Raw genomic sequence first — 25,097 nt, 5'->3', positions numbered from 1 at the left:
GAAGGCATGCGGCCGCCCTGCCGCCTGCGTACGCGAAGGAGACAGATGAGCAACCACATCGGCGACCCCGGCCACGGACACTCCCCGGCAGCGTGGACCGCCGTCGTCATCATGCTGCTCGCGTTCGTGCTGGGCACCCTGTTCTTCTGGCTCGACATGCCGGCGCTCGTCTGGGCCTCCGCCGGTCTGCTCGTCGTCGGCGCCATCGTCGGCTGGGCCATGTCCAAGGCCGGCTACGGAGCCTACGGCGACAAGTACGCCTCGAAGCAGCATTGAGCATGCTCGCGGGCCTGACGGCCGGCGCGGTCGAGGACGCCGAGGAGCGCGCGCTGCGGCGACCGCTCGCCGAGGTGGAGAAGCTCGCGCTGTCGCAGCCTGCGCCGCGTGCCGCCCTCGACGCGCTGGCACCCGCGGACCGCGTGAGGATCATCGCCGAGGTCAAGCGCGCGAGCCCCTCTCGCGGCGACCTGGCGGCGATCCCCGATCCCGCCCACCAGGCCTCGCTCTATGAGACCGGGGGAGCGAGCGCGATCTCGGTACTGACCGAAGGGCGCCGCTTCAAGGGCAGCCTCGCCGACCTCGAAGCGGTCAAGGCCGCCGTGTCGGTGCCGGTGCTGCGCAAGGACTTCATCGCGACGCCCTATCAGGTGCTCGAAGCACGCGCCTCGGGGGCCGACCTCGTGCTGCTCATCGTCGCAGCCCTCGAGCAGCCCCTGCTGGCGCAGCTGCACGCTCTCGTGCTCGAGCTCGGCATGACGCCGCTGGTCGAGACGCACTCGCTCGACGAGGTGCACCGCGCCGCAGACGTCGGCGCCCGGCTGATCGGCGTGAACGCCCGCGACCTGTCGACCTTCGACCTCGACCGCGACCTCTTCGGCCGGCTCGCCGAGCACATTCCGGCGGATGCCGTGAAGATCGCCGAGTCCGCCGTTCTCACCCCTGCCGACGTCGCGCACTATCGCGGCGCCGGCGCCGACGTGGTCCTCATCGGGGAGGCGCTGGTCACCGGCGACCCCGTGTCGACCCTCACCGCTTTCCTGGAGGCCGGCTCATGAGTCTGCGCGACGCTGCAGGGCCCTATTTCGGCGACTTCGGCGGGCGCTACATGCCCGAGTCGCTCATCGCCGCGATCGACGAGCTGACCGCGGTATACGAGGCAGCCAAGGCCGACCCCGCGTTCGAGGCGGAGTTCCAGAGCCTGCTGCGCTCGTACGCCGGGCGCCCGTCGCCTCTCACCGAGGTGCCGCGGTTCGCCGAGCACGCCGGCGGCGCCCGGGTCTTCCTCAAGCGCGAGGACCTCAACCACACCGGGTCCCACAAGATCAACAACGTCATCGGTCAGGCGCTGCTCACCAAGCGCCTGGGCAAGACGCGCGTCATCGCCGAGACCGGCGCCGGCCAGCACGGCGTCGCCACGGCCACCGCGGCGGCGCTGTTCGGGTTCGACTGCACGATCTACATGGGCGAGGTCGACACCGAGCGTCAGGCGCTGAACGTCGCGCGCATGCGGCTGCTGGGCGCCGAGGTGATCCCGGTCACGACGGGATCGCGCACGCTGAAGGATGCCATCAACGAGGCGTACCGCGACTGGGTCGCGAGCGTCGAGACGACGAACTACATCTTCGGCACCGCTGCCGGCCCGCACCCCTTCCCCTCGATGGTGCGCGACTTCCAGAAGATCATCAGCGAAGAGGCCCGCGCGCAGCTGCTCGACGAGGTCGGCCGCCTGCCCGACGCGGTCATCGCCTGCGTCGGCGGGGGCTCGAACGCGATCGGGATGTTCGATGCGTTCCTCGACGACGAGAGCGTGCGCCTCTACGGCGTCGAAGCGGCCGGCGACGGCGTCGACACGCCGCGCCACGCGGCATCCATCGAACGCGGTCGCCCCGGCGTGCTGCACGGCGCGAAGACCTTCGTGCTGCAGGACGAGGACGGCCAGACCGTCGAGTCGCACTCGATCTCGGCGGGCCTGGACTATCCCGGTGTCGGCCCCGCGCATGCGTGGCTGTCGTCGATCGGCCGCGCCGAGTACATCCCCGCCACCGATGCCGAGGCGATGGAGGCCCTGCGGCTTCTCAGCCGCACCGAGGGGATCATCCCCGCGATCGAGTCCGCCCACGCCCTGGCGGGCGCCATGCGCCTCGGGCGCGAACTCGGTCCGGATGCCGTGATCGCCGTCAGCCTTTCGGGCCGCGGCGACAAGGACATGGACACCGCGGCGCGGTGGTTCGGCCTCTACGGCGACGAGAACCCCGCCCCCGTCGTCACGCCACCAGAAGACGAAGCCGCCGCCGGCGAGGGGATCGAACTGTGACCTCCCGCGTCGCCGCCGCCATCGACGCCGCCGCCGCCCAGGGGCGCGGCGCGTTCGTCGGCTACCTTCCACTGGGGTTCCCCGACCTGCACACGAGCATCGAGGCCGCCGTGACCCTGGCCGAGAACGGTGCGGACATCCTCGAGCTCGGGCCGCCGTACTCCGACCCGGTGATGGACGGCACGGTCATCCAGGAGGCGACCCAGACGGCCCTCGCGGCGGGTTTCCGGCTGCGCGACATCTTCACCGCGGTCCGCGAGATCACGGCCCGCGTCGATGTGCCCGTGCTCGTCATGACGTACTGGAACCCCGTCATGCAGTACGGCGTCGATCGCTTCGCCGACGACCTGCTGGCTGCAGGGGGAGCGGGCCTCATCACGCCCGACATCACGCCCGATTCCGCCGCGGAGTGGATCGCCGCGTCCGAGCGCACCGGACTCGACCGCGTCTTCCTTGCCGCCCCGACCTCGACAGACGAGCGCCTTGACCTGATCGTCGGGGCCTCCACCGGGTTCGTGTACACGGTCTCGACCATGGGCATCACCGGAGAGCGGGCCGATCTGGACGCCGCGGCGCGCACCCTGGTGGGGCGCCTGCGCGACCGCGGATGCGAGCGCGCATGCGTCGGCATCGGTATCTCCACCCCCGAGCAGGTGGCGGGAGTGCTCGAATACGCTGACGGCGCGATCGTGGGCACCGCCCTGGTGCGGGCGCTCCGCGACGGAGGCCTCGACGCCCTCGCCGCCACCGCACGCGCACTCACCGCCGGCTCGGCGCCGGTCGCGAACTAGACTTTCCTGGCCGGCCGCCGCCGGTCATCTGAACGCAAGGACACGGATCCCCATGATCACTGCCGTCGCGCACGTCGTCGCCAGCATCCCGAGCCCCTCCGTCAGTTACTGGGAGCTGGGCCCGCTGCGCATCCACTTCTATGCGCTGTGCATCATCGCCGGCATCATCGCCGCGGTCCTGCTCACCAACCACCGACTCACCAAGCGCGGCGGCGAGCCCTGGGTCGTCATCGACGTCTCGCTGCCCGCAGTGATCCTCGGCATCGTCGGAGCCCGCATCTTCCACGTGCTCACCCACCCCGGTTTCTACTTCGCCGAAGGCCGTGAGTGGTGGAATCCGTTCGAGCAGGACGCCATCTGGAACGTCTGGGACGGCGGCATCGCCATCTTCGGCGCCCTCCTCGGCGGCGCCGTGGGCGCGTGGATCGGATGCAAGTGGACCGGCATCCGGTTCTGGAGCTTCGCCGACGCCCTGGCCCCCGGCCTGCTGCTGGCCCAGGCCCTCGGCCGGTTCGGAAACTGGTTCAACCAGGAGCTCTACGGCGTCCCCACCGACCTGCCGTGGGGACTGGAGATCGACTACCCCAACGCCGCATGGCCCGCCGGCCTGCCCGAGGGAACCCTCTTCCACCCCACGTTCCTGTACGAGGTGCTGTGGAACCTGCTGGGCGTCGTCGTGCTGCTGTGGGCCGGCCGCAAGCTGCGCCTGCAGTGGGGACGCCTGTTCGGCCTCTACCTCGTCTGGTACAGCGCCGGGCGCATCGTGTGGGAGTCGATCCGCATCGACCCGAGCGAGGTGCTGTTCGGGTTGCGCACCAACGTCTGGGCCTCGATCCTCGGCATCGTCGTGGGGCTGGCCATCATCATCGTCCAGAAGCGCCGCCACACCGGCATGGAGCCCTCGGTATACGTGCCGGGCAGGCAGTGGACGCCCGATGGGGCTGTACAATCGCAGGACAACGAAGACTTCGTCGACGTGAGCGCACCCCCCACGTCCGATGTCCCCGAGGAGACAGCCACAAGCGCAGTTCCCCGCACATAGCTTTCAGGGCCGACGTCGTCCCGTCTTGAGACTCAGAGTGAGGACGGCAGGTATGCCTTCGAGCCCCCGTCGCGACGCCGGATCATCCTCGGCGTTCCCGCCCCGTCAGGGCATGTACAACCCGGCGTTCGAGAAGGACGCCTGCGGTCTGGCCATGGTCGCCACGCTGCGCGGTCACGCCGGGCACGACATCGTCGAGCTGGCACTGACGGCGCTGCGCAACCTCGAGCACCGCGGCGCGATCGGGTCCGATGCCGGCACCGGCGACGGCGCCGGCATCCTCACCCAGATGCCCGACGCCTTCCTGCGCGCGGTCGTCGACTTCGACCTGCCGCCGGTGGGGGAGTACGCCGCCGGAATGGCGTTCCTGCCGCGGGAGCGCGATGCCCGCGAGGCGCTCAAGACCGGCATCGAGGAGCTCGCCGCGCGCGAAGGGCTGACCGTGCTCGGCTGGCGCGCGGTCCCGACCGCCGACGACAACCTCGGCAAGCTGGCGTATGACGCCCGTCCCGCGTTCGAGCAGCTGTTCCTCTCGCGGCCCGCCATCGGCGGTGCGCCGGCGTTGTCGGACATCGCCCTCGACCGGCGCGCCTATCGGCTGCGCAAGCGCGCCCAGCACGAGCTGGGCGCGTATTTCGTCTCCCTGTCGTGCCGCACGCTCGGCTACAAGGGCATGGTCACGACACTGCAGCTCGAGCCGTTCTACCCCGACCTGCAAGACGAGCGCTTCGCGTCGGAGCTGGCGGTGGTGCACTCGCGCTACTCGACCAACACCTTCCCGTCCTGGCCGCTCGCGCAGCCGCTGCGCATGCTCGCCCACAACGGCGAGATCAACACCGTCAGCGGCAACCGCAACTGGATGCGCGCCCGGCAGTCCCAGCTGGAGTCCGAGCTGCTCGGCGACATGCGCCCGCTGCTGCCGATCTGCACCGAGGGTGCCAGCGACTCGGCCTCGTTCGACGAGGTGCTCGAGCTCCTCACCCTCTCGGGTCGCAGCCTGCCGCACGCCATCATGATGATGGTGCCCGAGGCCTACGAGAAGCAGGCCGACATCGCGCCCGACCTGCGGGCGTTCTACGACTATCACTCCATGCTCATGGAGCCCTGGGACGGACCGGCCGCGCTGATCTTCACCGACGGCACGCTGGTCGGCGCGACGCTCGACCGCAACGGCCTGCGCCCCGGACGCTGGACCGAGACGACCGACGGCCTCATCGTCATCGGGAGCGAGACCGGCGTGCTCGACTTCGAGCCCTCGCGCATCAAGCGACGCGGGCGGCTGAGCCCTGGACGGATGTTCCTCGTCGACACTGCGGAGCGACGCATCGTCGAGGATGCCGAGATCAAGGCCCGGCTGGCTGCGGCGGAGCCGTGGGAGCTGTGGCTGCGCCAGCGGCTGCAGCTGTCGGAGCTTCCCGAGCGCGAGCACATCGTGCACCCGATCGCCTCGATCACCCGCCGTCAGCGCACGTTCGGCTACACCGAGGAGGAGGTGCGCATCCTGCTGACCCCGATGGGGCAGAACGGCGCCGAGCCCATCGGCGCCATGGGATCCGACACCCCGATCGCCGTGCTCAGCGAGCGCCCTCGCCTGCTTTTCGACTACTTCGTCCAGCAGTTCGCGCAGGTCACGAACCCGCCGCTGGACTCCATCCGCGAAGAGGTCGTCACGAGCCTGCGGGCGGGCCTCGGCCCCGAGCGAAACCTGCTGTCGAACGGCCCCGATCACGCCCGGCAGATCACCCTGGACTTCCCGGTCATCGACAACGACGAGCTGGCGAAGATCCAGAACATCGGGCGCACCATGCCCGGGAGACGCTCCGTCACCCTCCGGGGGCTGTACCACTTCGACGCCGGCCCCGGCACGATGAAGGCGCGGCTCGACGAGCTGTGCGCCGAAGCGGACCTTGCCATCGAAGAGGGTGCGGAGTTCCTCATCCTCTCGGACCGCGACTCGAACAAGGATCTCGTCCCGATCCCGTCGCTGCTCATGGTCTCGGCGATCCACCACCACCTGATCCGCAAGCAGAACCGCATGAAGGTGGGCCTCGTCGTCGAGGCCGGCGACGTGCGGGAGGTGCATCACGTGGCGACGCTCATCGGCTACGGTGCGTCGGCGGTGAACCCGTACCTCGCGATGGAGAGCGTCGAGTATCTGGTGCGCGCGGGCTTCATCACCGGCATCACGCCCGAGAAGGCCGTCACCAACGTCATCTACGCGCTCGGCAAGGGCGTCTTGAAGATCATGTCCAAGATGGGCATCTCCACCGTGTCGTCCTACGCGGGAGCGCAGGCGTTCGAAGCGGTCGGGCTCTCGCAGGAGTTCATCGACGCGTACTTCACCGGCACCGAGAGCAAGCTCGGCGGCATCGGCATCGATCACATCGCCGCCGAGAACCAGGCGCGGCATGACTTCGCGTATCCCGAGGACGGCGCCGCCCGCGCGCACGAGCGGCTGTGGACCGGCGGCGAGTACCAGTGGCGTCGCGACGGCGCACCGCACCTGTTCAACCCCGACACCATCTTCCGGCTGCAGCACTCCACCCGCTCGCGCCGCTACGACATCTTCCGCGAGTACACCAAGCTCGTCGACGAGCAGGCCCACGAGCTCAAGACCCTGCGCGGACTGTTCACCCTCCGCAGCGGCCTGCGCCCACCGGTGCCGATCGACGAGGTCGAGCCGGTCTCGGCGATCGTCAAGCGCTTCTCCACCGGCGCGATGAGCTACGGCTCGATCTCGAAAGAGGCGCACGAGACGCTGGCGATCGCGATGAACCGTCTGGGAGGGAAGTCCAACACCGGCGAGGGCGGCGAAGACGTCGAGCGGCTGCTCGACCCCGAGCGGCGCAGCGCTGTCAAGCAGGTGGCATCCGGCCGGTTCGGCGTGACGAGCATGTACCTCACGCATGCCGACGACATCCAGATCAAGCTCGCCCAGGGCGCGAAGCCCGGCGAGGGCGGGCAGCTGCCCCCGGCGAAGGTGTACCCCTGGGTCGCCCGCACCCGCGGCGGCACCCCCGGCGTCGGCCTCATCTCGCCGCCGCCGCATCACGACATCTACTCCATCGAAGACCTCAAGCAGCTGATCTTCGACCTCAAGCGCGCCAATCCGGCGGCCCGGGTGCACGTCAAGCTCGTGAGCCAGTCGGGCATCGGCGCGGTCGCCGCAGGCACGGCGAAGGCCCTCGCCGACGTGATCCTCATCTCCGGACACGACGGCGGCACCGGCGCAAGCCCCATGAACTCGCTGAAGCACGCCGGCACGCCGTGGGAGCTGGGCCTGGCCGAGACGCAGCAGACCCTCATGCTCAACAACATGCGCGACCGCGTGGTGGTGCAGGCCGACGGTCAGCTCAAGACCGGGCGCGACGTCATCATCGCAGCGCTCCTGGGCGCCGAGGAGTTCGGCTTCGCCACCACCGCCCTCGTGGTGGAGGGCTGCGTCATGATGCGCGTCTGCCACCTCGACACCTGCCCCGTGGGCGTGGCCACCCAGAACCCGGTGCTGCGTGCGCGCTTCACCGGAAAGGCCGAGCACGTGGTGACCTTCATGGAGTTCATCGCGCAGGAGGTGCGCGAATACCTCGCCGAACTCGGCTTCCGCTCGCTGGACGAGGTGGTCGGGCGCAGCGAGCTGCTCGACGTCAACGGGGCGGTCGCGCACTGGAAGGCCGGGGGCCTCGACCTCGAGCCGATCCTGCGCGGACCGGCGTTCGCCCCGGAGGTCGCGCGCCGCAACACCCGCGCTCAGGACCATGAGCTCGAGGAGCACTTCGACGTGCAGCTCATCGAGCGCGCTCAGGACGTCATCGCGCACGGCGGGCAGATCACGATCGACCTGCCCATCCGCAACACCGAGCGGGCCGTGGGCACCATGCTCGGCAACCGGGTGACGCTCGCGCACGGCGTGAACGGCCTGCCGTCGGGGTCGATCGTGGTGAACCTCACCGGTTCGGCAGGGCAGTCGTTCGGCGCGTTCCTGCCCGCCGGCATCACCCTGCGACTCGAGGGCGATTCCAACGACTACGTGGGCAAGGGCCTCTCGGGCGGCCAGATCGTCGTGCGCCCCCCGAAGGATGCCGCCTTCGACGCGTCCCGCAACGTCATCGCCGGCAACGTCATCGGCTACGGCGCGACGCAGGGCACCATGTTCCTGCGGGGGGTCGTGGGGGAGCGGTTCTTCGTGCGCAACTCCGGCGCCACCGCCGTCGTCGAGGGCGTGGGCGACCACGCGCTGGAGTACATGACCGGCGGGCTCGCCGTCATCCTCGGCTCCACCGGCCGCAACCTCGGCGCCGGCATGTCCGGCGGCAACGCCTACATCTACAAGCTGGACCGAGCCCTGGTGAACCGCGAAGCACTGGCATCCGGCGAACTGGCGTTGCTGGAGATGGGCTCCGGCGACGTGGAGATCCTGCGCGACCTGCTGCTGCAGCACCTCGCCGAGACCGAATCCGCTCTGGCTGCGTCGCTGCTGGAGAACTTCGACACCGAGGCGGCGAACTTCGTCCGCGTCGTGCCCCGCGACTACGCCGCGGTGCTGCAGACCCGCCAGCAGGCGGCGGCAGAGGGACTCGACCCCGACGGCGATGTCGTCTGGAACCGCATCATGGAGGTGACGGGTGGCTGACCCGAAGGGCTTTTTGAAGGTCACCGAGCGCGAGCTTCCGCCGCGTCGCCCGGTGCCGGTGCGCATCCTCGATTGGAAAGAGGTCTACGAGCCGGGCGACTCCGCGGTGCTGCGTCGCCAGGCCGGTCGCTGCATGGACTGCGGCGTGCCGTTCTGCCACAAGGGCTGCCCGCTGGGCAACCTCATCCCGGAGTGGAACGACCTGATGTGGCGCGGGCAGGCGCGCAGCGCCAGCGAGCGGCTGCACGCGACGAACAACTTCCCGGAGTTCACCGGGCGGCTGTGCCCGGCCCCCTGCGAGAGCTCGTGCGTGCTGGGCATCAACCAGCCCGCCGTGACCATCAAGCAGGTCGAGGTGTCGATCATCGAGGAGGCGTTCGCCCGCGGCTGGGTCGAGCCCGAGCCGCCCGAGCGCCTCACCGGCAAGACCGTCGCCGTCGTGGGCTCCGGCCCCGCCGGCCTCGCCGCCGCACAGCAGCTCACGCGGGCGGGTCACACCGTGGCCGTGTTCGAGCGGGACGACCGCATCGGCGGGCTGCTGCGCTACGGCATCCCCGACTTCAAGATGGAGAAGCGCCACCTCGAGTATCGGCTCCGCCAGATGCAGGACGAGGGCACGCGCTTCCGCGCCGGCGTCGAGATCGGCCGGGACATCACCTGGGACCAGCTGCGCGAACGGTACGACGCGGTCGTGATCGCCACCGGGGCCACCGTGCCCCGTGACCTGCCCATCCCGGGGCGGGACCTTGCCGGCGTGCACTTCGCGATGGAGTACCTCGTCGAATCCAACAAGGCCGTCGCGGGCGACCAGGTGCCCCACCAGATCAGTGCGGCAGGCAAGCACGTCGTCGTCATCGGCGGTGGCGACACCGGGGCCGACTGCATCGGCACCGCGCACCGCCAGGGTGCCCTCAGCGTCACCAACCTCGCCATCGGCAAGCAGCCTCCTGCCGAACGCCCCGACACGCATCCGTGGCCTATGACCCCGACGCTGTTCGAGATGACGTCGGCCCACGAAGAGGGCGGCGAGCGGACGTTCCTCGCCTCCACCGTGGAATTCCTCGGCAACGACGTCGGCGAGGTGCGCGCGCTGCGCGTAGCCGAGACCGAGTTCGTCGACGGCCGGCGCCTCCCCAAGAGCGGCACCGAACGCGAGATCCCCGCCGACCTCGTGCTCATCGCCATGGGGTTCACCGGACCCGAGCGCGAGAAGCTCGAAGACCAGCTCGACACGCAGTTCACGCCGCGCGGCATCCTCGCCCGCGACGGGGACTATCAGGCCACCCACCCCGGCGTCTTCGTCGCCGGCGACGCCGGCCGCGGGCAGTCGCTCATCGTGTGGGCCATCGCGGAGGGTCGGGCCGCTGCCGCTGCAGTGGACCGCTTCCTCATGGGCACGACAGAGCTTCCTCAGCCCGTGCGACCCACTGACATCGCTATCGGACTGCAGCCCGCGTAGGCTGAACACGGCAGCACTCGACAGCCATCCCCCCAAAGACCGGAGCACACCCACGATGAGACGCGCGAAAATCGTCGCCACTCTCGGCCCCGCCACATCCACCTACGAGATGGTCCGCGCGATCATCGACGCCGGTGTCGACGTGGCGCGATTCAACCTGAGCCACGGCGACTATTCCGTCCACGAGAACAACTTCGCCAACGTGCGCAAGGCGGCCCAGGATTCCGGCCGCGCCGTCGCCGCGCTGGTGGACCTGCAGGGCCCCAAGATCCGACTGGGCAAGTTCGCCGACGGGCCCCACCAGCTCGCCGTGGGCGATGTCTTCAAGATCACCACGGACGACATCGAGGGCACCAAGGAGATCGTCTCGACGACCTTCAAGGGCCTTCCCGCCGACGTCCGCCCGGGCGACTTCCTTCTCATCGACGACGGCAAGGTGCGCGTCGAGGTGACCGAGGTCGACGGTCCCGTCGTCACGACGAAGGTCATCGTCGGCGGCCCGGTGTCCAACAACAAGGGCATCAACCTGCCCGGCGTCGCCGTCAGCGTGCCCGCTCTCTCCGAAAAGGATGAGGCGGACCTGCGCTGGGGCCTGCGCGCCGGCGCGGACCTCATCGCGCTGTCGTTCGTGCGCAGCGCCGAGGACGTCACCCGCGTCCACGAGATCATGGCCGAAGAGGGGCGCCGCGTGCCCGTCATCGCCAAGATCGAGAAGCCGCAGGCCGTGGAAAACCTCGAGGAGATCATCGACGCCTTCGACGGCATCATGGTCGCCCGCGGAGACCTGGGCGTCGAGCTGCCGCTCGAGGCCGTTCCGATCGTGCAGAAGCGCGCGGTCGAGCTCTGCCGCCGCATGGCCAAGCCCGTCATCGTCGCGACGCAGATGCTCGAGTCGATGATCAACAACCCGGTGCCGACCCGCGCCGAGACCAGTGACGTCGCCAACGCCGTGCTCGACGGCGCCGACGCGGTCATGCTCTCGGGCGAGACGAGCGTGGGGGACTACCCCGTCGTCGTCGTCGAGACCATGGCGCGCATCATCGAATCCACCGAAGAGCACGGCATGGAGCGCATCGCGCCGCTGAACACCAAGCCGCGCACGCAGGGCGGGGCCATCACGCTCGCCGCGATGGAGGTGGCGGAGTTCGTCGAGGCGAAGTACGTCTGCATCTTCACCGAGTCCGGCGACACCGCCCGCCGCATGTCGCGCCTGCGCCCCAAGTTCCCCATGATCGGGTTCACCCCCGAGCCGGCGATCCGTCGCCGCATGGCGATCACGTGGGGCGTCCAGTCGGCCATCGTCGAGCACGTGGCCCACACGGACCTCATGTTCATCCAGGTCGACGACTACCTGCTCACGAACAAGCTGGCCGAGGTCGGTGACCGCGTCGTCGTGATCTCCGGTTCCCCTCCCGGAATCATCGGCTCGACCAACGACATCCGCATCCACAAGGTGGGCGACGCCGTGCACGGCAAGGCGCCGATCTACAAGGCCGAGCAGTAAGGCCGGAAGCGAAAAGGAGAGGGATGCCGCGATGCGGCATCCCTCTCCTTTTTCGTGTGCGTACCGGTGGTGGGAGTCGAACCCACACGTCCGAAGACAACCGAGTTTGAGTCGGTCGCGTCTGCCATTCCGCCACACCGGCAAGTGCCTCCACGACGATACCGCAGGGAACGGCCCCGCCTGACCTAGAATGGTGTCGTGACTGAGCTCGACGATACCGCCACCCCCATGGCCACAGCCCCGCGACGCGTTGTCGTCGCCGAGGACGAATCGCTGATCCGCCTCGACATCGTGGAGATTCTCCGCGACGCCGGGTTCGACGTGGTCGGCGAGGCCGGTGACGGTGAAACGGCCGTGCAGCTGGCCACCGAACTGCGCCCTGACCTTGTGATCATGGACGTGAAGATGCCCGTGCTCGACGGCATCTCCGCCGCCGAGAAGCTCAGCAAGGCGCACATCGCGCCGGTCGTGCTGCTGACGGCGTTCAGCCAGAAGGAGCTCGTGGAGCGGGCGACCGAGGCCGGTGCGCTCGCATACGTCGTGAAGCCCTTCACCCCCAACGACCTGCTGCCGGCGATCGAGATCGCCCTGGCCCGCTACGAGCAGATCATCACGCTCGAGGCCGAGGTCGCCGACATGGTCGAGCGCTTCGAGACCCGCAAGCTCGTCGACCGGGCCAAGGGCCTGCTCAACGAGAAGATGGGCCTGACCGAGCCCGAGGCGTTCCGCTGGATCCAGAAGGCGTCGATGGACCGTCGCCTGACCATGCAGGACGTCGCCAAGGCGATCATCGAGCAGCTGGCCCCCAAGAAGTAACGAGACACCACTTTTCCGATGAGACCCCTCGCGATGCGGGGGGTCTCATCCGTTTCATGGTGTCTCGCCGTCGCGCGGGCCCGTATGCCGCGCCGCCGCTCGGGCGGGGGGTCAGCGGTCCTTGATCAGGTTCGTGATGCGCACGGTCGAGCAGCGCCTGCCCGCCTCGTCTGTGATGGCGATCTCGTGCACCGTCATCGACCGGCCGAGGTGGACGGGCGTGCACACCGCCGTGACGCGGCCGCTCGTCGCCGACCGTGTGTGCGTTGCGTTGATGTCGGTGCCCACCGCCAGGCGTCCGGGCCCCGCATGCAGGTTGGCCGCCATCGACCCCAGCGACTCGCCGAGCACGACGTACGCGCCCCCGTGCATCAGCCCGACCGGCTGCGTGTTGCCCTCCACCGGCATCGTGGCCACGCAGCGGTCGATCGCGAACTCCGTGAACTCGATCCCCATCTTCTCGGCGAGGGCGCCGATGCCGCGGCTGGCGACCCATTCGAGGCCGGTTTCGGTCGCGGTCCGCTGGTCGGTCATGTCCTGCTCTCGGTTCGGGCTGTCCCACCTGCTCGTTAGGCTGGATGGGTGACGGATGCCGCAAAGCCTACCCTTCTGATCGTCGACGGCCATTCCCTGGCATATCGGGCGTTCTTCGCCCTTCCGGTGGACAACTTCACCACCAAGGACGGTCAGCACACCAACGGGATCTACGGGTTCCTGTCGATGTTCGTGAACCTGTTGAAGGCCGAGAAGCCCACGCACGTGGCGGTCGCCTTCGACACCTCGCGGCAGTCGTTCCGCACCCGCGAGTACGCGGAGTACAAGGCGAACCGCTCGGAATCGCCGGCGGAGTTCAAGGGGCAGATCCCGCTGCTGCAGGAATGCCTGCAGGCCATGAACATCACGGTGCTGCAGAAGGAGGACTTCGAGGCCGACGACATCCTCGCCACCCTCGCCACCGAGGGGGCCGCCGCCGGTTTCCACGTGCTCGTGTGCTCCGGCGACCGCGACACCATCCAGCTCGTGAACGACGACATCACCCTGCTGTACCCGAGCGTGCAGGGCGTGTCGCAGCTGAAGCGCTACGACCCCGCAGCGGTGGTCGAGAAGTACGGTCTGCCGCCGGAGAACTACCCCGACATCGCGGCCCTCGTGGGCGAGACCAGCGACAACCTCCCCGGCGTGCCGAAGGTGGGGGAGAAGACGGCGGTCAAGTGGCTCACCCAGTACGGCACGCTCGACGCGCTGCTCGAGCGCTCGGGAGAGATCAAGGGCGTCGTCGGGGGGAACCTGCGCGACCACCTCGACGATGTACGCCGCAACCGCACCCTCAACCGCCTGTTGCGCGATGTCGAGCTGCCCGTCACTCCGCAGGACCTCGCGGTGCAGCCCATCGACGCCCAGGCCGTGCGCGACATCTTCGCCCGCCTGGAGTTCCGCACGCTCCTGCCGCGGGTGTTCGAGGCCGCCGGCGCCATCGACCCGGGGCCGGGCCCCGACGCCGTGCCCGCAGCCACCGCTCCGACGCCTGCCGAGACCGATGCAGCGGGACTCTCGGAATGGCTGGATGCCACGAGCGGCGAGGTGGCCGTGACCGTCACGGTCTCCGGCGGCCTGCCGCAGCGAGTGGGTCTTGCCACCGCCGACGCCGCCGTCGAGGTCGCCTGGAACGACGAGACCGCCGCCGTGCTGACCCCGTGGCTGGCCTCGGACGCGCCGAAGGTGCTCTCCGACGCCAAGCCCCAGGTCAAGGCGCTCCGCCGCGCCGGTGCCGCGCTCGGCGGTCTCGTGTTCGACGCGATCGTCGCCGGATGGCTGCTGCGCCCGAGCTTCCCCGACAAGAACCTCTCGGACCTCGTCGACCGGTACCTGGGCGAGAAGCTCCCGGAGGCCGATCCCACCCAGCTGGTGCCCGAGACCGAGGGCGCGACCCCCGGTCAGGTGTCGTGGTTCACGCTGCGGGTGGCCGATGCGCTGCGTGACGAGCTGCCGCAGAGCGTGGCATCCGTCCTCGCCGACATCGAGCTGCCGACGCTGCTGACCCTCGCCGACATGGAGCTCGCCGGCGTCGCGGTCTCGCACGAGAAGCTCTCCGCGTTCTCGGGCGAACTGGCTGCCCGGGCCGACGCCATCGCTCAGCAGGCCTACGCGACCATCGAGCGCGAGGTGAACCTCGGCTCGCCCAAGCAGCTGCAGGAGGTGCTGTTCGAGCAGCTGCAGCTGCCGAAGACCCGTAAGACCAAGACCGGGTACTCCACGGATGCCGCCGTGCTCGCGGACCTGCAGGAGACCAATCCGCACCCGTTCCTCGACCAGCTGCTGCAGCACCGCGAGGCCACGAAGCTGCGGCAGATCATCGAGTCGCTCGACACCGCGATCGCCGCCGACGGACGCATCCACACGACCTACGTGCAGACCGGCAGCCAGACCGGGCGCCTGTCGAGCACCGACCCGAACCTGCAGAACATCCCGATCCGCACCTCCGAGAGCCGCCGCATCCGCGCCGCCTTCCAGGTGGGGGAGGGATACGAGACGCTGCTGACGGCGGACTACTCGCAGATCGAGATGCGCATCATGGCGCACCTCTCCGGCGACCCCGGCCTCATCGAGGCCTTCAACTCGGGCGAGGACCTGCACCGCTTCGTGGGTGCCCGCGTGTTCCACGTCGCGCCCGAAGACGTCACGCCGGCCATGCGCACCAAGGTCAAGGCCATGTCGTACGGGCTCGTGTACGGCCTGTCGGCGTTCGGCCTGTCCAAGCAGCTGCGCATCGAGCAGTCCGAGGCGAAGGGCCTCATGCTGGAGTACTTCGCCCGTTTCGGCGCCGTGCGCGATTACCTGCGCTCGTCGGTCGAGCAGGCAAAGATCGACGGCTACACCGAGACGATCTTCGGCCGCCGCCGCCCGTTCCCCGACCTCTCGAGCCCCAACAGGGTGCTGCGCGAGAACGCCGAGCGCGCCGCGCTCAACGCCCCGATCCAGGGGAGCGCGGCGGACATCATGAAGATCGCCCTCTTCCGCATCCACGCCGAGTTCGCCCAGCAGCAGCTGCGGTCGCGGGTGCTGCTGCAGATCCACGACGAACTGGTGGTCGAGGTGGCTCCGGGGGAGTGGGATGCCGCCGAGCGGATCGTGCGCGAGCGCATGGGCGATGCCGCAGAGCTCTCGGTGCCGCTGGACGTGCAGATCGGCCGCGGCGCGGACTGGGACGAAGCAGGTCACTGACCGCCCGGTTCGTGTGCACGCCCCCGGGCGTTCTAGGCTCAAAGGATGACTGACACCTCGCGCCCCACGACCCGGATCGACGAGATCGCGGACGCGTGGGTGGACACCCTCGCCGAACTGTCCCCGATGCTGGCCACCTACATCGGCCGCACCGAGTACAACGACCGCTTCGACGACCTGTCGCCGGCCGGCACCGAGCGCGCCGCCCAGGCCGCGCGCGCCACCCTCGCCGAGCTCGAGACCGCCGACACCGTCGACGAGATCGACGTCGTCACGAAGGCGGACCTCAGCCGCGAGCTGCGCCTGCAGCTCGAGCTGCACGATGCCAAGGCGCACCTGCGCGACCTCAACGTCATCGCCTCGCCCGCCCAGGATCTGCGGTCGGCGTTCGACCTCATGCCGACCGACACGGTCGAGGACTGGGGCGTCGTCTCGGCACGTCTGAAGGCGCTCCCGCAGGCGATCACCGGGTACATCGAGACCCTGCGTGAGGGCATCGCCACCGGCGTTGTGCCGGCACGCCGCCAGGTGCTCGAGGTCGTCACTCAGATCGGCCGTTACACCGAGGACCGCGGCTTCTTCTCGACCTTCGCCGCCGAGGCCGCTCCCGCCGAGGGGCACCTGCCGGCATCCCTCGCACGGGAGCTCACCGACAACGCCAACGCCGCCCGCGTCGCCTATGAGCGGCTGTCGTTGTTCCTGTCCTCGGAGCTCGCCCCCGAGGCGAGCGAGCAGGATGCCGTGGGCCGCGAGCTCTACGCCCTGCACTCGCGCCGCTTCCTCGGCGCCGAGATCGACCTCGACGAGACGTACGAGTGGGGGATCGAAGAGCTCGCGCGCATGGTCGCCGAGCAGGAGTCCATCGCCCGGCAGATCTCGCCCGACGCCACCGTCGAAGAAGCGGTCGCCCTCCTCGAAGCAGACCCCGCGCGCCAGCTGCACGGCACCGAAGCGCTGCAGCGGTGGATGCAGGAGACCAGCGACCGCGCCGTCGAGGAGCTCGGACGCACCCACTTCGACATCGCCGAGCCCATCCGGCGCCTGGAATGCATGATCGCCCCGACCAACGAGGGCGGCATCTACTACACCGGGCCGACCGACGACTTCTCCCGTCCGGGCCGCATGTGGTGGTCGGTGCCCGAGGGCGTGGACCGCTTCGACACGTGGCGTGAACTCACGACGGTGTACCACGAGGGGGTCCCGGGTCATCACCTGCAGATCTCGCAGGCGGTCTACAACCGCGCGCAGCTGAACAGCTGGCGGCGCCTCTTGGCCGGCACGAGCGGCCACGCCGAGGGCTGGGCGCTGTACGCCGAGCGCCTCATGGAGCAGCTCGGATACCTCGATGACCCGGCCGACCGCCTCGGCATGCTCGACGGACAGCGCATGCGCGCGGCCCGCGTCGTGCTCGACATCGGCGTGCACCTGCAGAAGCCGCGCCTGGACGGCACCGGTACATGGGACTACGACTACGCGCTGGAGTTCATGATGCGCAACGTCAACATGCCCGAGGAGTTCGTGCGGTTCGAGGTCAACCGGTACTTCGGCTGGCCCGGCCAGGCGCCGGCGTACAAGGTCGGTCAGCGGATCTGGGAGCAGCTGCGCGACGAGGTCGCCGAGCGCGAGGGCGAGGACTTCTCGATCAAGCGGTTCCACAAGCGCGCCCTCGACATCGGCGGCGTGGGACTGGACACGCTGCGGGCCGCCCTGCGCGGCTGAGTGTCCGGAGCGCCGACCGGGCGTCAGTGACCGCGGGCGCGGGGGTCGTGCAGCAGAGCCACGACCTCCGCGTCATCGGTCTGCGCGAAGTCGTCGTAGTGCGCACCCACCGCCCAGAAGTCGCGCGGCTGAAACGGACACACCCACTCGTCGGCCGCGTCGGCCGGCGGACGCCATCGTGCCGGCGCGACCGGCGCCGCCAGCACGATGCGCGCTGCACCCCGTGCGCGCAGCGCGCGGCAGGCTGCCAAGGCCGTCGCGCCGGTGGCGACGCCGTCGTCCACGACGATGGCAGTGCGTCCTGCGACGGCCGCGACGTCAGCGCCGTAGCGCGCCGTGCGCCGCTGCAGCTCCGCCGTCTCGATGCGCTCGATGTCGGCCAGCTGGCCGGGAGTCACCCCCCCGGCGCGAACCGCGTCGGGGTTGATGACCCTCGCATCGGCGGCGATCGCTCCCGCCGCGACCTCTGGCTGCGACGGGATGCCGAGCTTGCGCACCGCCACCGCGGTCAGCGGCAGGCCGAGCGCCCGGGCGACGGCCGCAGCCACCACGATGCCGCCGCGGGGGATGCCGACGACTATCGCGTCGGAACCACGCCATGCGGCGAGGCTCTGCACCAGGGCGGCGCCCGCTGCTGCCCGGTCGGCGTACTCGGCCACGCGCCCACCGTACGCCCGCCGCATGGTTCGGGAACACCGCCGTCGTCATACGTGCATCGCTGCCCCGCTGCCTCCGTACGATGTCGGTATGACCGACGCGCCCACCACTCCCGCAACCGCGTCGGAGCGCCTGGACCGTCTGCCGTTCACCCGCCCCCACCTGCGGGTGCTCACCGGATCCGGCATCGGCTGGGCTCTGGATGCGATGGATGTCGGCCTCATCTCGTTCATCATCGCGGCGCTGGCGGTGCAGTGGTCGCTGGAGCCCGGCGAGACGGCGTGGATCGCGTCGATCGGGTTCGTCGGCATGGCCATCGGCGCGAGTCTGGGCGGCCTGCTGGCCGACCGGTTCGGGCGCCGGCAGGTGTTCGCCCTCACTCTGCTGGTCTACGGCATCGCCACCGGCGCGAGCGCCCTCGTCGGCGGCCTGGCGATGCTGCTCGTGCTGCGGTTCTTCGTCGGCCTCGGCCTCGGCGCCGAGCTGCCGGTGGCGAGCACGTACGTCAGCGAGTTCGCGCCGGCGCGCATCCGCGGTCGGCTGATCGTGATCCTCGAGGCGTTCTGGGCCGTCGGTTGGACCGCCGCCGCCCTCATCGGCTACCTCGTGATCCCCGGGTCGGACGACGGCTGGCGCTGGGCGTTCCTCATCGGCGCGATCCCCGCCGTCTACGCCCTCATCGTGCGGTGGCGTCTGCCCGAATCGCCCCGCTGGCTCGAGCGGCGGGGGAGGACCGAAGAGGCCGACGCGATCGTGCGGACCTTCGAGGATGCCGCAGGCGTCCCTGCCGACTCGGCTCCCGTCCCGACGAGCCGCCCCGTCGCCGGCTCGTCCGTCCCGGCTCCGGCGGCCGTGGGTACCGGGCAGCGCCTGGCGGGGCTGTGGGCACCGGAGTTCCGCCTGCGCACCGCGAGCCTGTGGGCGGTGTGGTTCTGCGTCAACTTCTCGTACTACGGCGCCTTCATCTGGATCCCGACCATCCTCGTCGCCCAGGGGTACGACCTCGTGCGGTCCTTCGGCTTCACTCTGCTGATCACCCTCGCTCAGCTTCCCGGCTACGCCGTCGCGGCGTGGCTCATCGAGGTGTGGGGGCGGCGCATGACGCTTTCGGTGTTCCTCGTGGGCTCGGCCGTCTCCGCGGTGCTCTTCGGCACCGCCACGGGTGAGGTCGCGATCATCGCCACCGGCATGGCACTGTCGTTCTTCAACCTGGGCGCATGGGGCGCGCTGTACGCCGTCACACCCGAGATGTATCCCACGTCGCTGCGCGCGACAGGATCCGGCTGGGCCGCCGGAGTCGGCCGCATCGCGTCGATCATCGCGCCGCTCACGGTCCCGCTGCTGCTGGGCCTGGGCGGAGCGCCGGTGCTGTTCGTCGTGTTCGCGGCCTTCTTCGTCATCGCCGCCGCGGCCGCGTGGGGGCTCGCGGACAGACGCGGACTCGCCCTCGACGACCGGTGACGCCGCGCCGCGTAGGCTGAGCCGATGGCATCCGTACGCTACGTCGCAATCGGCGATTCATTCACCGAGGGAGTCGGCGACGACCTGCCCGACGGCCGGCCGCGTGGCTGGGCCGACCTCGTCGCTCAGGGGTGGGCGGATGCCGTGGGGCAACCGATCCAGTACGCCAACCTGGCCATCCGCGGCAAGCTGATCGACCCCATCATCGCCGAGCAACTGGAGCCGGCGCTCGCGCTGAAGCCGACGCATCTGTCGTTCAACGGCGGCGGCAACGACATCCTGCGGCCGCGCGCCTCTGTCACGCGCGTGGTCGATTCCTTCTCACAGGTGCTGCGCCGCTGCGACGAGGAGGGCGTGCAGGTCATCCTGCTCTCCGGCGCGAACCCGTCGGGTCAGCTTCCCCTCAGCCGCGTGATCCAGCGCCGCGGGGACCTGCTGTCTGCGGCCGTCGTACAGCGCGTCGCCGATCGGCCCGACATCATCCGGGCGCTCAACTGGCCCGACCGGGAACTGTCGACCCCGCCGTACTGGTCGGAGGACCGGCTGCACATGAACCATCGCGGACACCACCGGGTTGCCGCCCGCGTACTGGACGCCCTCGGCCTCGCCGTTCCCGACGACTGGTGGTCGCTGCCCGACCTGCCGCCGCCCGGGCTGAGCGGGGCGGCCTACTACCGCGCCCACGTCGCTCCGTGGGTGCGCCGTCGGCTCACCCGCACGTCCTCCGGAGACGGCCGCCAGCCGAAGTACGCGGAGTGGACCGAGATCAGCCCGACTCAGGACCGCACGGCGTAGGTCAGCTCGGCGAACTGGCCCGCGCGGCGCACCCCGGTGAGCGTGAGCCGGTCGGGTCCCAGCCGGCGGGGAAGCAGCGGCTTGCCCTCACCCAGCGTCGCAGGGGCGACCGATACCCGGATCTCGTCGAGCAGCCCGGCGTCGGCGAACTGGCCGGCGAGATCTCCACCCCCCACCACCCAGACGTCCAGGTCGCCTGCCGCGTCACGGATCTGCGGCCAGGCGTCGGACACCGGGCCGGATGCGAACCGGATGTCGGCACCGGGTACGTCGGGAAGGGTGCGCGAGGTGAACACCCAGGTCGGGCGCGGCCCGTAGAACGTGGGCCAGCGCTCGGGGTGGTCGAGCAGGTCCTCGTGCCCCAGTACCCATTCGTAGGTGGCCGAGCCCTGCACGAGCACGCCGATGCCGTCGAGGAAGGCGTGGAAGTCGGCGTCGCCGCCCTCGCCGCCGGGGACGGCGAAGAGCCAGTCGAGGGAATCGGACGCGTCGGCGAGGTACCCGTCGAGCGTCGTCGCCGTGTAGAAGATCACGCGTGCCATGAACGCAACGCTAGCGCTCGGGCCCGGCAGGGCACATCACCGGTGCCGGTGTCAAGTAGTCCTTGCTCCCGCAGCGCCTCGGCCAGTATTCGGAAGTCACCTGACCCGAAAGGAACTGCCATGAGCATCGGAGCCGGAATCGCGCTCTTCGCCATCGGAGCGATCCTCGTCTTCGCCGTCAACGTCGAGATCGACTTCGTCAACCTCGACATGATCGGCTACATCCTGATGGGCGCCGGGGCGCTGGTCTTGCTCATCGGCATCGTGCTGCTCGCGCGTCGCCGCTCGACCGAGACCGTGTCGCGCACGGCGGTCGACCCCGCCGGCGGCAAGCGCGTCACGCGCCGCTCGACGACGACCTCGGGCGACGAGGTCCTCTGACCCATCCTGCACGACCGGTGCCCCCGCGCGACCGCCGTTAGAGTGCCCCTGTGGGCGACATCGAAATGGCACGGATCGCCGGGGGCACCGTCATGCTCCACGACGCGCGGCGCGAGCGCCGGTGGACGATCCGGCTCGAGCCGTTCGAGATCGGGGTGTACCCGGTCACCCGCGAACAGGTCGCCGAGCTGCTGGGGGAGCAGGCGCCCCACCCGCGGCGGCCGGCGACCGATCTGAGCTGGCTGCGCGCGGTGCGACTGTGCAACGCGGCATCCGAGTGGGAGGGCCTCGACCCCGCCTACACGTTCGAGGGCGAAGACGTGACGTGGCACGTCGACAGTGACGGCTACCGCCTGCCTACCGAGGCGGAGTGGGAGTTCGCCTGCCGCGCCGGCTCGACCGGGCCCCACTACGGGCCGCTGGCGGAGGTCGCGTGGACCGCTGCCGACGGCTGCACGACCCCGCAGAACGTCGGCGGCAAGCTGCCGAACCTCAACGGCCTGTTCGACACCCTCGGCAACGTCTGGGAGTGGTGCTGGGATCTGCTCGATCCCGCCCGCTACGGCGACTACCGGGTCTTCCGCGGCGGCGGGTTCGCCGACGACGCATGGAGCGTGCGCGCTTCGACGCGCCGCGGCGGCGCCCCGCGCATGCACCACGACGACGTCGGTCTGCGCCTCGCGCGCGGCGGGTTCGACGCGGTGGATGCCGCGCAGGGCTGGTCGGCCGCGGCAGACCGTGAGCGCGCGCTGACGGACGAGCCGCTGCCGCCGGGGTGGACGCCGCGGCGGTAGGCAATGCGTCAGCGGGGGAGCTCCGCCAATCCCACGTCGCGGCACAGGCTCTCGAGGCCCGACAGACCGTAGGCCTGCAGGGGGCCGGTCACCCCGGCGGCGTTCACGCGCCCGTCCAGCAGCGACTCCGCCGCCTTCGCCATGAGCTCCGCGGTCAGGCTGTAGGCGCTCGGCCCCTCCAGGTGCACTTCGGCCACTGTGGCGTCGTTCTGGTCCGCAGCGATCGCGACGACGTGACTGCGGGTGCGCGCGCGCTCCTGCTCGTCGGGCCCGGGGGAGGCGTCGTCGTCCGCGGAGGTGAGGCGCTCGATCAGCGGGCGCCCGCCGGGAATGGCGGCGACAGCACCGAGCACGCGCGAAGCCACCGGCATGACCCGCGCCATGCCCGAGAACCAGCCGTTGTAGTCCTCCACCGTCTGCACCCCGGGGTAGTGCTCGGGGAGGAACAGCGCCTCGGTTCCTGAGACGAGGATGCCGGTGCGCTCGTCACCGCGCACCTGGAAAGGCTGCGTGCGGCTGCCGGTGCGCACCTCCTGCAGTTGACCGTCGCGGCGCACCACCGTGGGCAGCAGCATGCCCTCGGCCATCGTGGCCCGCGTGCCGCGGCTGATGCCGTTGCGCATCGATCCGGTCGCGAAGTAGCCGATGCGCACCGCGGTCGCCGCGACACCGGCTCGTTCCAGGGCCAGCGCGCCGGCCAGCATGCCGGGAACGTAGTCGTAGCCGAACGCCGGCAGCATCGCGATGCCGGCGGCACGCGCCCGCTCATCGTGGCGGCGCTGCAGCTCGCGCACGAACCCGACCTCGCCGGTGGTGTCGATGTAGTGGGCGCCGGCGTCGACTGCGGCCTCCGCGGCTGCCCAGCCGAGGCGCTCGAAGGGGCCGACCGTCGTGATCAGCACGTCGCCCGGTTCCAGCAGCCTCGTCACGTCGGCGGCGTCGGTCGCATCCACCGTCTGCGTCGGAAGGTCTGCATGCCGCGCCGACAGCGCCGACAGCTTCGCGGCATCACGGCCTGCGAGCAGTGGCTGCTCGCCGCGGCGCACCAGCGCCTCGACGATGAGCGCCCCGGTGTATCCCGTCGCTCCCAGAACCACGATCTTGGACGACATCGATCCTCCTCGTCGGCGGCTCACGAGACGACGGCGTCGTGAGTCCCGCCCTCCGGGAATCGTGCCCGCTCCGGTGCGTGAAGTCCAGCGTCGCCCGCGGATCGGGGGCTGTGGTTGCATCCGCGCTGGCCTGAGTCGACCGTCCGGTTCTCGGGCCGCCGCTCCTCGCCGCTATCGTCGCAGGATGGCGAACGACGCAGCCGATCCCGATATCCGGCCGGTCCTGGCCGCCCTCAACAACCCCGCCACACGCCGTGTGTACGCCCAGATCGTGCTCGAGCAGGGCGACCCCGGCGATGACCTCAGCCCGTCCCGGCGGAAGAGCGCCCTGGAAACGCTGCTGTCGGCCGGGTTGGTCGCTCACGGCGAGGGCCGCTGGACCGCGACCGACGTGTTCCGGGGGCTGCTGGCGGCCGCGCCGCGGCGGGCTCGTCCGACGGGGGTCGAACGCTTTCTCACCCCGAACGGAGTGATCGACCGCTACCCGGCCAATGCGAAGGATCGTCGGGATCTTCTGGCCCACGTCGCCGAGCAGATACTGCCGGGGGGTGAGGTGCTGACCGAGCGCGAACTGAATGAACGGCTGGAGCGGCATTCCACCGACGTCGCCACGCTGAGGCGCTACCTCGTGGACCACGATCTCGTCCGAAGGTCCCCGGACGGGTCGCGCTACACCGCAGCACCCGCGTAGCGTGGCGACGGTCGGGACTGTGGAGATCAAGGGATGCCGATGAACCGGGACCATCGCAGGCGCCTGCTGTTCATCGTGGTGCTTGTCTTCACGGGGCTGGGGAGTACCGCCGTCGGCATCGGCAACAGCCAGGGCGCGCTGGTGGGGCTCACCGTATTCGTCGTGGCCGCTGTCTTCCCCGCGGCGCTGTTCGCTGTCTTGGCATACGTGTGGTCGGCGAACGACAGGGAAGTTGCCGCGCGCGGCCTGCCGCCGCTGGACCCCGACCACCTGCCCTGACCCGGCGGGGCGATCGCGACACGTCCTTGCGGGTCGGCGCACGGGCTGGCGTGGCATTCGCGGCTCTGCCGGGGCGTCCAGGTCGACTCGCTACGGTGAGCGGATGAGCACCCACATCGCGGCCGAACCCGGCCAGATCGCCCCCATCATGCTGTTTCCCGGAGACCCGCTGCGGGCGAAGTGGATCGCCGAGACCTTTCTCGACGGCGCCGAGCTGTACTCGCAGACCCGCGGGATGCTCGGCTTCACCGGCACGTGGGAGGGGCGTCGCGTCTCGGTACAGGGTTCGGGGATGGGGCAGCCGTCGATGGCGATCTACGCCAACGAGCTGATGGAGTCCTACGGCGTGGAGACGATCGTGCGCGTGGGGTCGTGCGGAGCGCTCACCGAGCGGGTCGCGCTGCGCGACATCATCATCGCCAACGGAGCCAGCACCGATTCGGCGATCAATCGGGTGCGCTTCCACGGACTCGACTACGCCCCCGTCGCGGACTTCGGTCTGCTGCGGGCCGCCGTCGCTGCGAGCGAGGCAGAACCGCCGGCATCCGCCGTGCACGTCGGCCCCCTCTTCTCGAGCGATCAGTTCTACACGACACGTGCAGAGCTGACAGAGCCGTTGGTGCGCCACGGCGTTCTCGGTGTGGAGATGGAGACGAGCGGCCTGTACACCCTCGCCGCGTACTACGGACGGCGCGCGCTGAGCATCTGTACCGTCTCGGACCATCTCGTCACCGGCGCGGAGACGACGGCCCACGAGCGTGAGCAGACGTTCGGGGACATGATCCGCATCGCCCTGCGGGCGGCTACGAGCTGAGGGTTGGCGGGGCGGCTCGGGGCTCGGGGCTTCGGGTCGTCGGCGTTTCCTCCACAGGCGGATGCCGAGAGAAG

22 protein-coding genes and 1 tRNA gene are annotated in these 25,097 nt (G+C 70.1%); 18 read left to right on the top strand and 5 right to left on the bottom strand.

Annotated elements, in window-relative coordinates:
• Nucleotides 1–45: 45 nt before the first annotated feature.
• Genes QNO21_RS05710 through pyk form a run of 8 tightly spaced genes read left to right on the top strand, consistent with a single transcriptional unit; the run spans nt 46 to nt 11,740 of the window.
• On the top strand, nt 46–276 hold the full coding sequence (locus QNO21_RS05710) for a DUF6704 family protein (RefSeq protein ID WP_257517440.1): 231 nt from the start codon (nt 46–48) through the stop codon (nt 274–276).
• 2 nt (nt 277–278) lie between these two features.
• On the top strand, nt 279–1,055 hold the full coding sequence (gene trpC, locus QNO21_RS05705; protein ID WP_257517439.1) for an indole-3-glycerol phosphate synthase TrpC: 777 nt from the start codon (nt 279–281) through the stop codon (nt 1,053–1,055).
• Nucleotides 1,052–2,314, top strand: coding sequence for a tryptophan synthase subunit beta (gene trpB, locus QNO21_RS05700; RefSeq protein ID WP_257518843.1), 1,263 nt, complete (start codon nt 1,052–1,054; stop codon nt 2,312–2,314). Before trpC ends, trpB begins: the two co-directional genes overlap by 4 nt.
• The gene (gene trpA, locus QNO21_RS05695) at nt 2,311–3,105 is read left to right on the top strand and encodes a tryptophan synthase subunit alpha (RefSeq protein WP_257518842.1); all 795 of its coding nucleotides are present in this window, start codon (nt 2,311–2,313) and stop codon (nt 3,103–3,105) included. The genes trpB and trpA overlap by 4 nt, the downstream gene beginning before the upstream one ends.
• Nucleotides 3,106–3,157: 52 nt before the next feature.
• Nucleotides 3,158–4,147: a prolipoprotein diacylglyceryl transferase gene (lgt, locus tag QNO21_RS05690; protein WP_257518841.1), complete on the top strand. Its 990-nt coding sequence runs from the start codon at nt 3,158–3,160 to the stop codon at nt 4,145–4,147.
• Between the two features lie 52 nt (nt 4,148–4,199).
• Entirely contained in the window at nt 4,200–8,777 is a 4,578-nt protein-coding gene (gene gltB / locus QNO21_RS05685; RefSeq protein ID WP_257518840.1) for a glutamate synthase large subunit, read from the top strand.
• On the top strand, nt 8,770–10,236 hold the full coding sequence (locus QNO21_RS05680) for a glutamate synthase subunit beta (RefSeq protein WP_257518839.1): 1,467 nt from the start codon (nt 8,770–8,772) through the stop codon (nt 10,234–10,236). The genes gltB and QNO21_RS05680 overlap by 8 nt, the downstream gene beginning before the upstream one ends.
• A gap of 55 nt (nt 10,237–10,291) precedes the next feature.
• Nucleotides 10,292–11,740 carry a pyruvate kinase gene (gene pyk, locus QNO21_RS05675; RefSeq protein WP_257517160.1) on the top strand — a complete coding sequence of 483 codons (1,449 nt, stop codon included), beginning with the start codon at nt 10,292–10,294 and terminating at the stop codon, nt 11,738–11,740.
• 61 nt (nt 11,741–11,801) lie between these two features.
• Here pyk and QNO21_RS05670 read toward each other — a convergent pair.
• A tRNA-Leu gene (locus QNO21_RS05670) sits at nt 11,802–11,882 on the bottom strand.
• 86 nt (nt 11,883–11,968) lie between these two features.
• Between QNO21_RS05670 and QNO21_RS05665 the strand changes: the two genes are divergently transcribed.
• Nucleotides 11,969–12,556 (top strand): ANTAR domain-containing response regulator, encoded by a 588-nt coding sequence (locus QNO21_RS05665; RefSeq protein ID WP_257518945.1) that lies wholly within the window; start codon nt 11,969–11,971, stop codon nt 12,554–12,556.
• A 111-nt stretch (nt 12,557–12,667) separates the two neighbouring features.
• Here QNO21_RS05665 and QNO21_RS05660 read toward each other — a convergent pair whose 3' ends face one another.
• Nucleotides 12,668–13,090 (bottom strand): hotdog fold thioesterase, encoded by a 423-nt coding sequence (locus QNO21_RS05660; RefSeq protein WP_257518838.1) that lies wholly within the window; start codon nt 13,088–13,090, stop codon nt 12,668–12,670.
• Between the two features lie 48 nt (nt 13,091–13,138).
• Here QNO21_RS05660 and polA point away from each other — a divergent pair, with 48 nt between their 5' ends.
• On the top strand, nt 13,139–15,778 hold the full coding sequence (polA, locus tag QNO21_RS05655; protein WP_257518837.1) for a DNA polymerase I: 2,640 nt from the start codon (nt 13,139–13,141) through the stop codon (nt 15,776–15,778).
• 45 nt (nt 15,779–15,823) lie between these two features.
• Complete coding sequence (locus tag QNO21_RS05650; RefSeq protein ID WP_257518836.1) at nt 15,824–17,497, top strand: DUF885 domain-containing protein; 1,674 nt, start codon at nt 15,824–15,826, stop codon at nt 17,495–17,497.
• Nucleotides 17,498–17,520: 23 nt separating this feature from the next.
• Here QNO21_RS05650 and QNO21_RS05645 read toward each other — a convergent pair whose 3' ends face one another.
• Nucleotides 17,521–18,156: a phosphoribosyltransferase gene (locus QNO21_RS05645; protein WP_257518835.1), complete on the bottom strand. Its 636-nt coding sequence runs from the start codon at nt 18,154–18,156 to the stop codon at nt 17,521–17,523.
• Nucleotides 18,157–18,244: 88 nt separating this feature from the next.
• On the opposite strand from QNO21_RS05645, the gene QNO21_RS05640 reads away from it, so the two are divergent.
• Nucleotides 18,245–19,615 carry an MFS transporter gene (locus QNO21_RS05640; RefSeq protein WP_257518834.1) on the top strand — a complete coding sequence of 457 codons (1,371 nt, stop codon included), beginning with the start codon at nt 18,245–18,247 and terminating at the stop codon, nt 19,613–19,615.
• A gap of 24 nt (nt 19,616–19,639) precedes the next feature.
• Complete coding sequence (locus QNO21_RS05635) at nt 19,640–20,410, top strand: SGNH/GDSL hydrolase family protein (RefSeq protein WP_257517150.1); 771 nt, start codon at nt 19,640–19,642, stop codon at nt 20,408–20,410.
• Here the strand turns inward: QNO21_RS05635 and QNO21_RS05630 are convergent.
• Nucleotides 20,392–20,952: a dihydrofolate reductase family protein gene (locus QNO21_RS05630; protein ID WP_257518833.1), complete on the bottom strand. Its 561-nt coding sequence runs from the start codon at nt 20,950–20,952 to the stop codon at nt 20,392–20,394. The two genes, QNO21_RS05635 and QNO21_RS05630, sit on opposite strands and share 19 nt — an antisense overlap.
• Nucleotides 20,953–21,072: 120 nt before the next feature.
• Between QNO21_RS05630 and QNO21_RS05625 the strand changes: the two genes are divergently transcribed.
• Nucleotides 21,073–21,333 (top strand): DUF6458 family protein, encoded by a 261-nt coding sequence (locus tag QNO21_RS05625; protein ID WP_257518832.1) that lies wholly within the window; start codon nt 21,073–21,075, stop codon nt 21,331–21,333.
• Between the two features lie 50 nt (nt 21,334–21,383).
• Complete coding sequence (locus QNO21_RS05620; protein ID WP_257518831.1) at nt 21,384–22,127, top strand: formylglycine-generating enzyme family protein; 744 nt, start codon at nt 21,384–21,386, stop codon at nt 22,125–22,127.
• Nucleotides 22,128–22,135: 8 nt separating this feature from the next.
• Here QNO21_RS05620 and QNO21_RS05615 read toward each other — a convergent pair whose 3' ends face one another.
• Nucleotides 22,136–23,239, bottom strand: coding sequence for a saccharopine dehydrogenase family protein (locus QNO21_RS05615; RefSeq protein WP_257514704.1), 1,104 nt, complete (start codon nt 23,237–23,239; stop codon nt 22,136–22,138).
• A gap of 184 nt (nt 23,240–23,423) precedes the next feature.
• Between QNO21_RS05615 and QNO21_RS05610 the strand changes: the two genes are divergently transcribed.
• From QNO21_RS05610 to deoD, 3 genes are all read left to right on the top strand, one after another.
• A complete protein-coding gene (locus tag QNO21_RS05610) occupies nt 23,424–23,930 on the top strand; it encodes a DUF2087 domain-containing protein (protein ID WP_257514703.1) in 507 nt (168 codons plus the stop codon).
• A gap of 39 nt (nt 23,931–23,969) precedes the next feature.
• The gene (locus QNO21_RS05605; protein WP_257514702.1) at nt 23,970–24,209 is read left to right on the top strand and encodes a hypothetical protein; all 240 of its coding nucleotides are present in this window, start codon (nt 23,970–23,972) and stop codon (nt 24,207–24,209) included.
• A 103-nt stretch (nt 24,210–24,312) separates the two neighbouring features.
• Nucleotides 24,313–25,023, top strand: coding sequence for a purine-nucleoside phosphorylase (gene deoD / locus QNO21_RS05600; RefSeq protein ID WP_257514701.1), 711 nt, complete (start codon nt 24,313–24,315; stop codon nt 25,021–25,023).
• The last annotated feature ends 74 nt before the right edge of the window (nt 25,024–25,097 follow it).

Source organism: Microbacterium sp. zg-Y818 (assembly GCF_030246905.1).
In the GTDB taxonomy this organism is placed as follows: domain Bacteria; phylum Actinomycetota; class Actinomycetes; order Actinomycetales; family Microbacteriaceae; genus Microbacterium.
The sequence above is the reverse complement of the archived record's forward strand: the minus strand, read 5'-3'. Positions and strand labels throughout refer to the sequence as shown.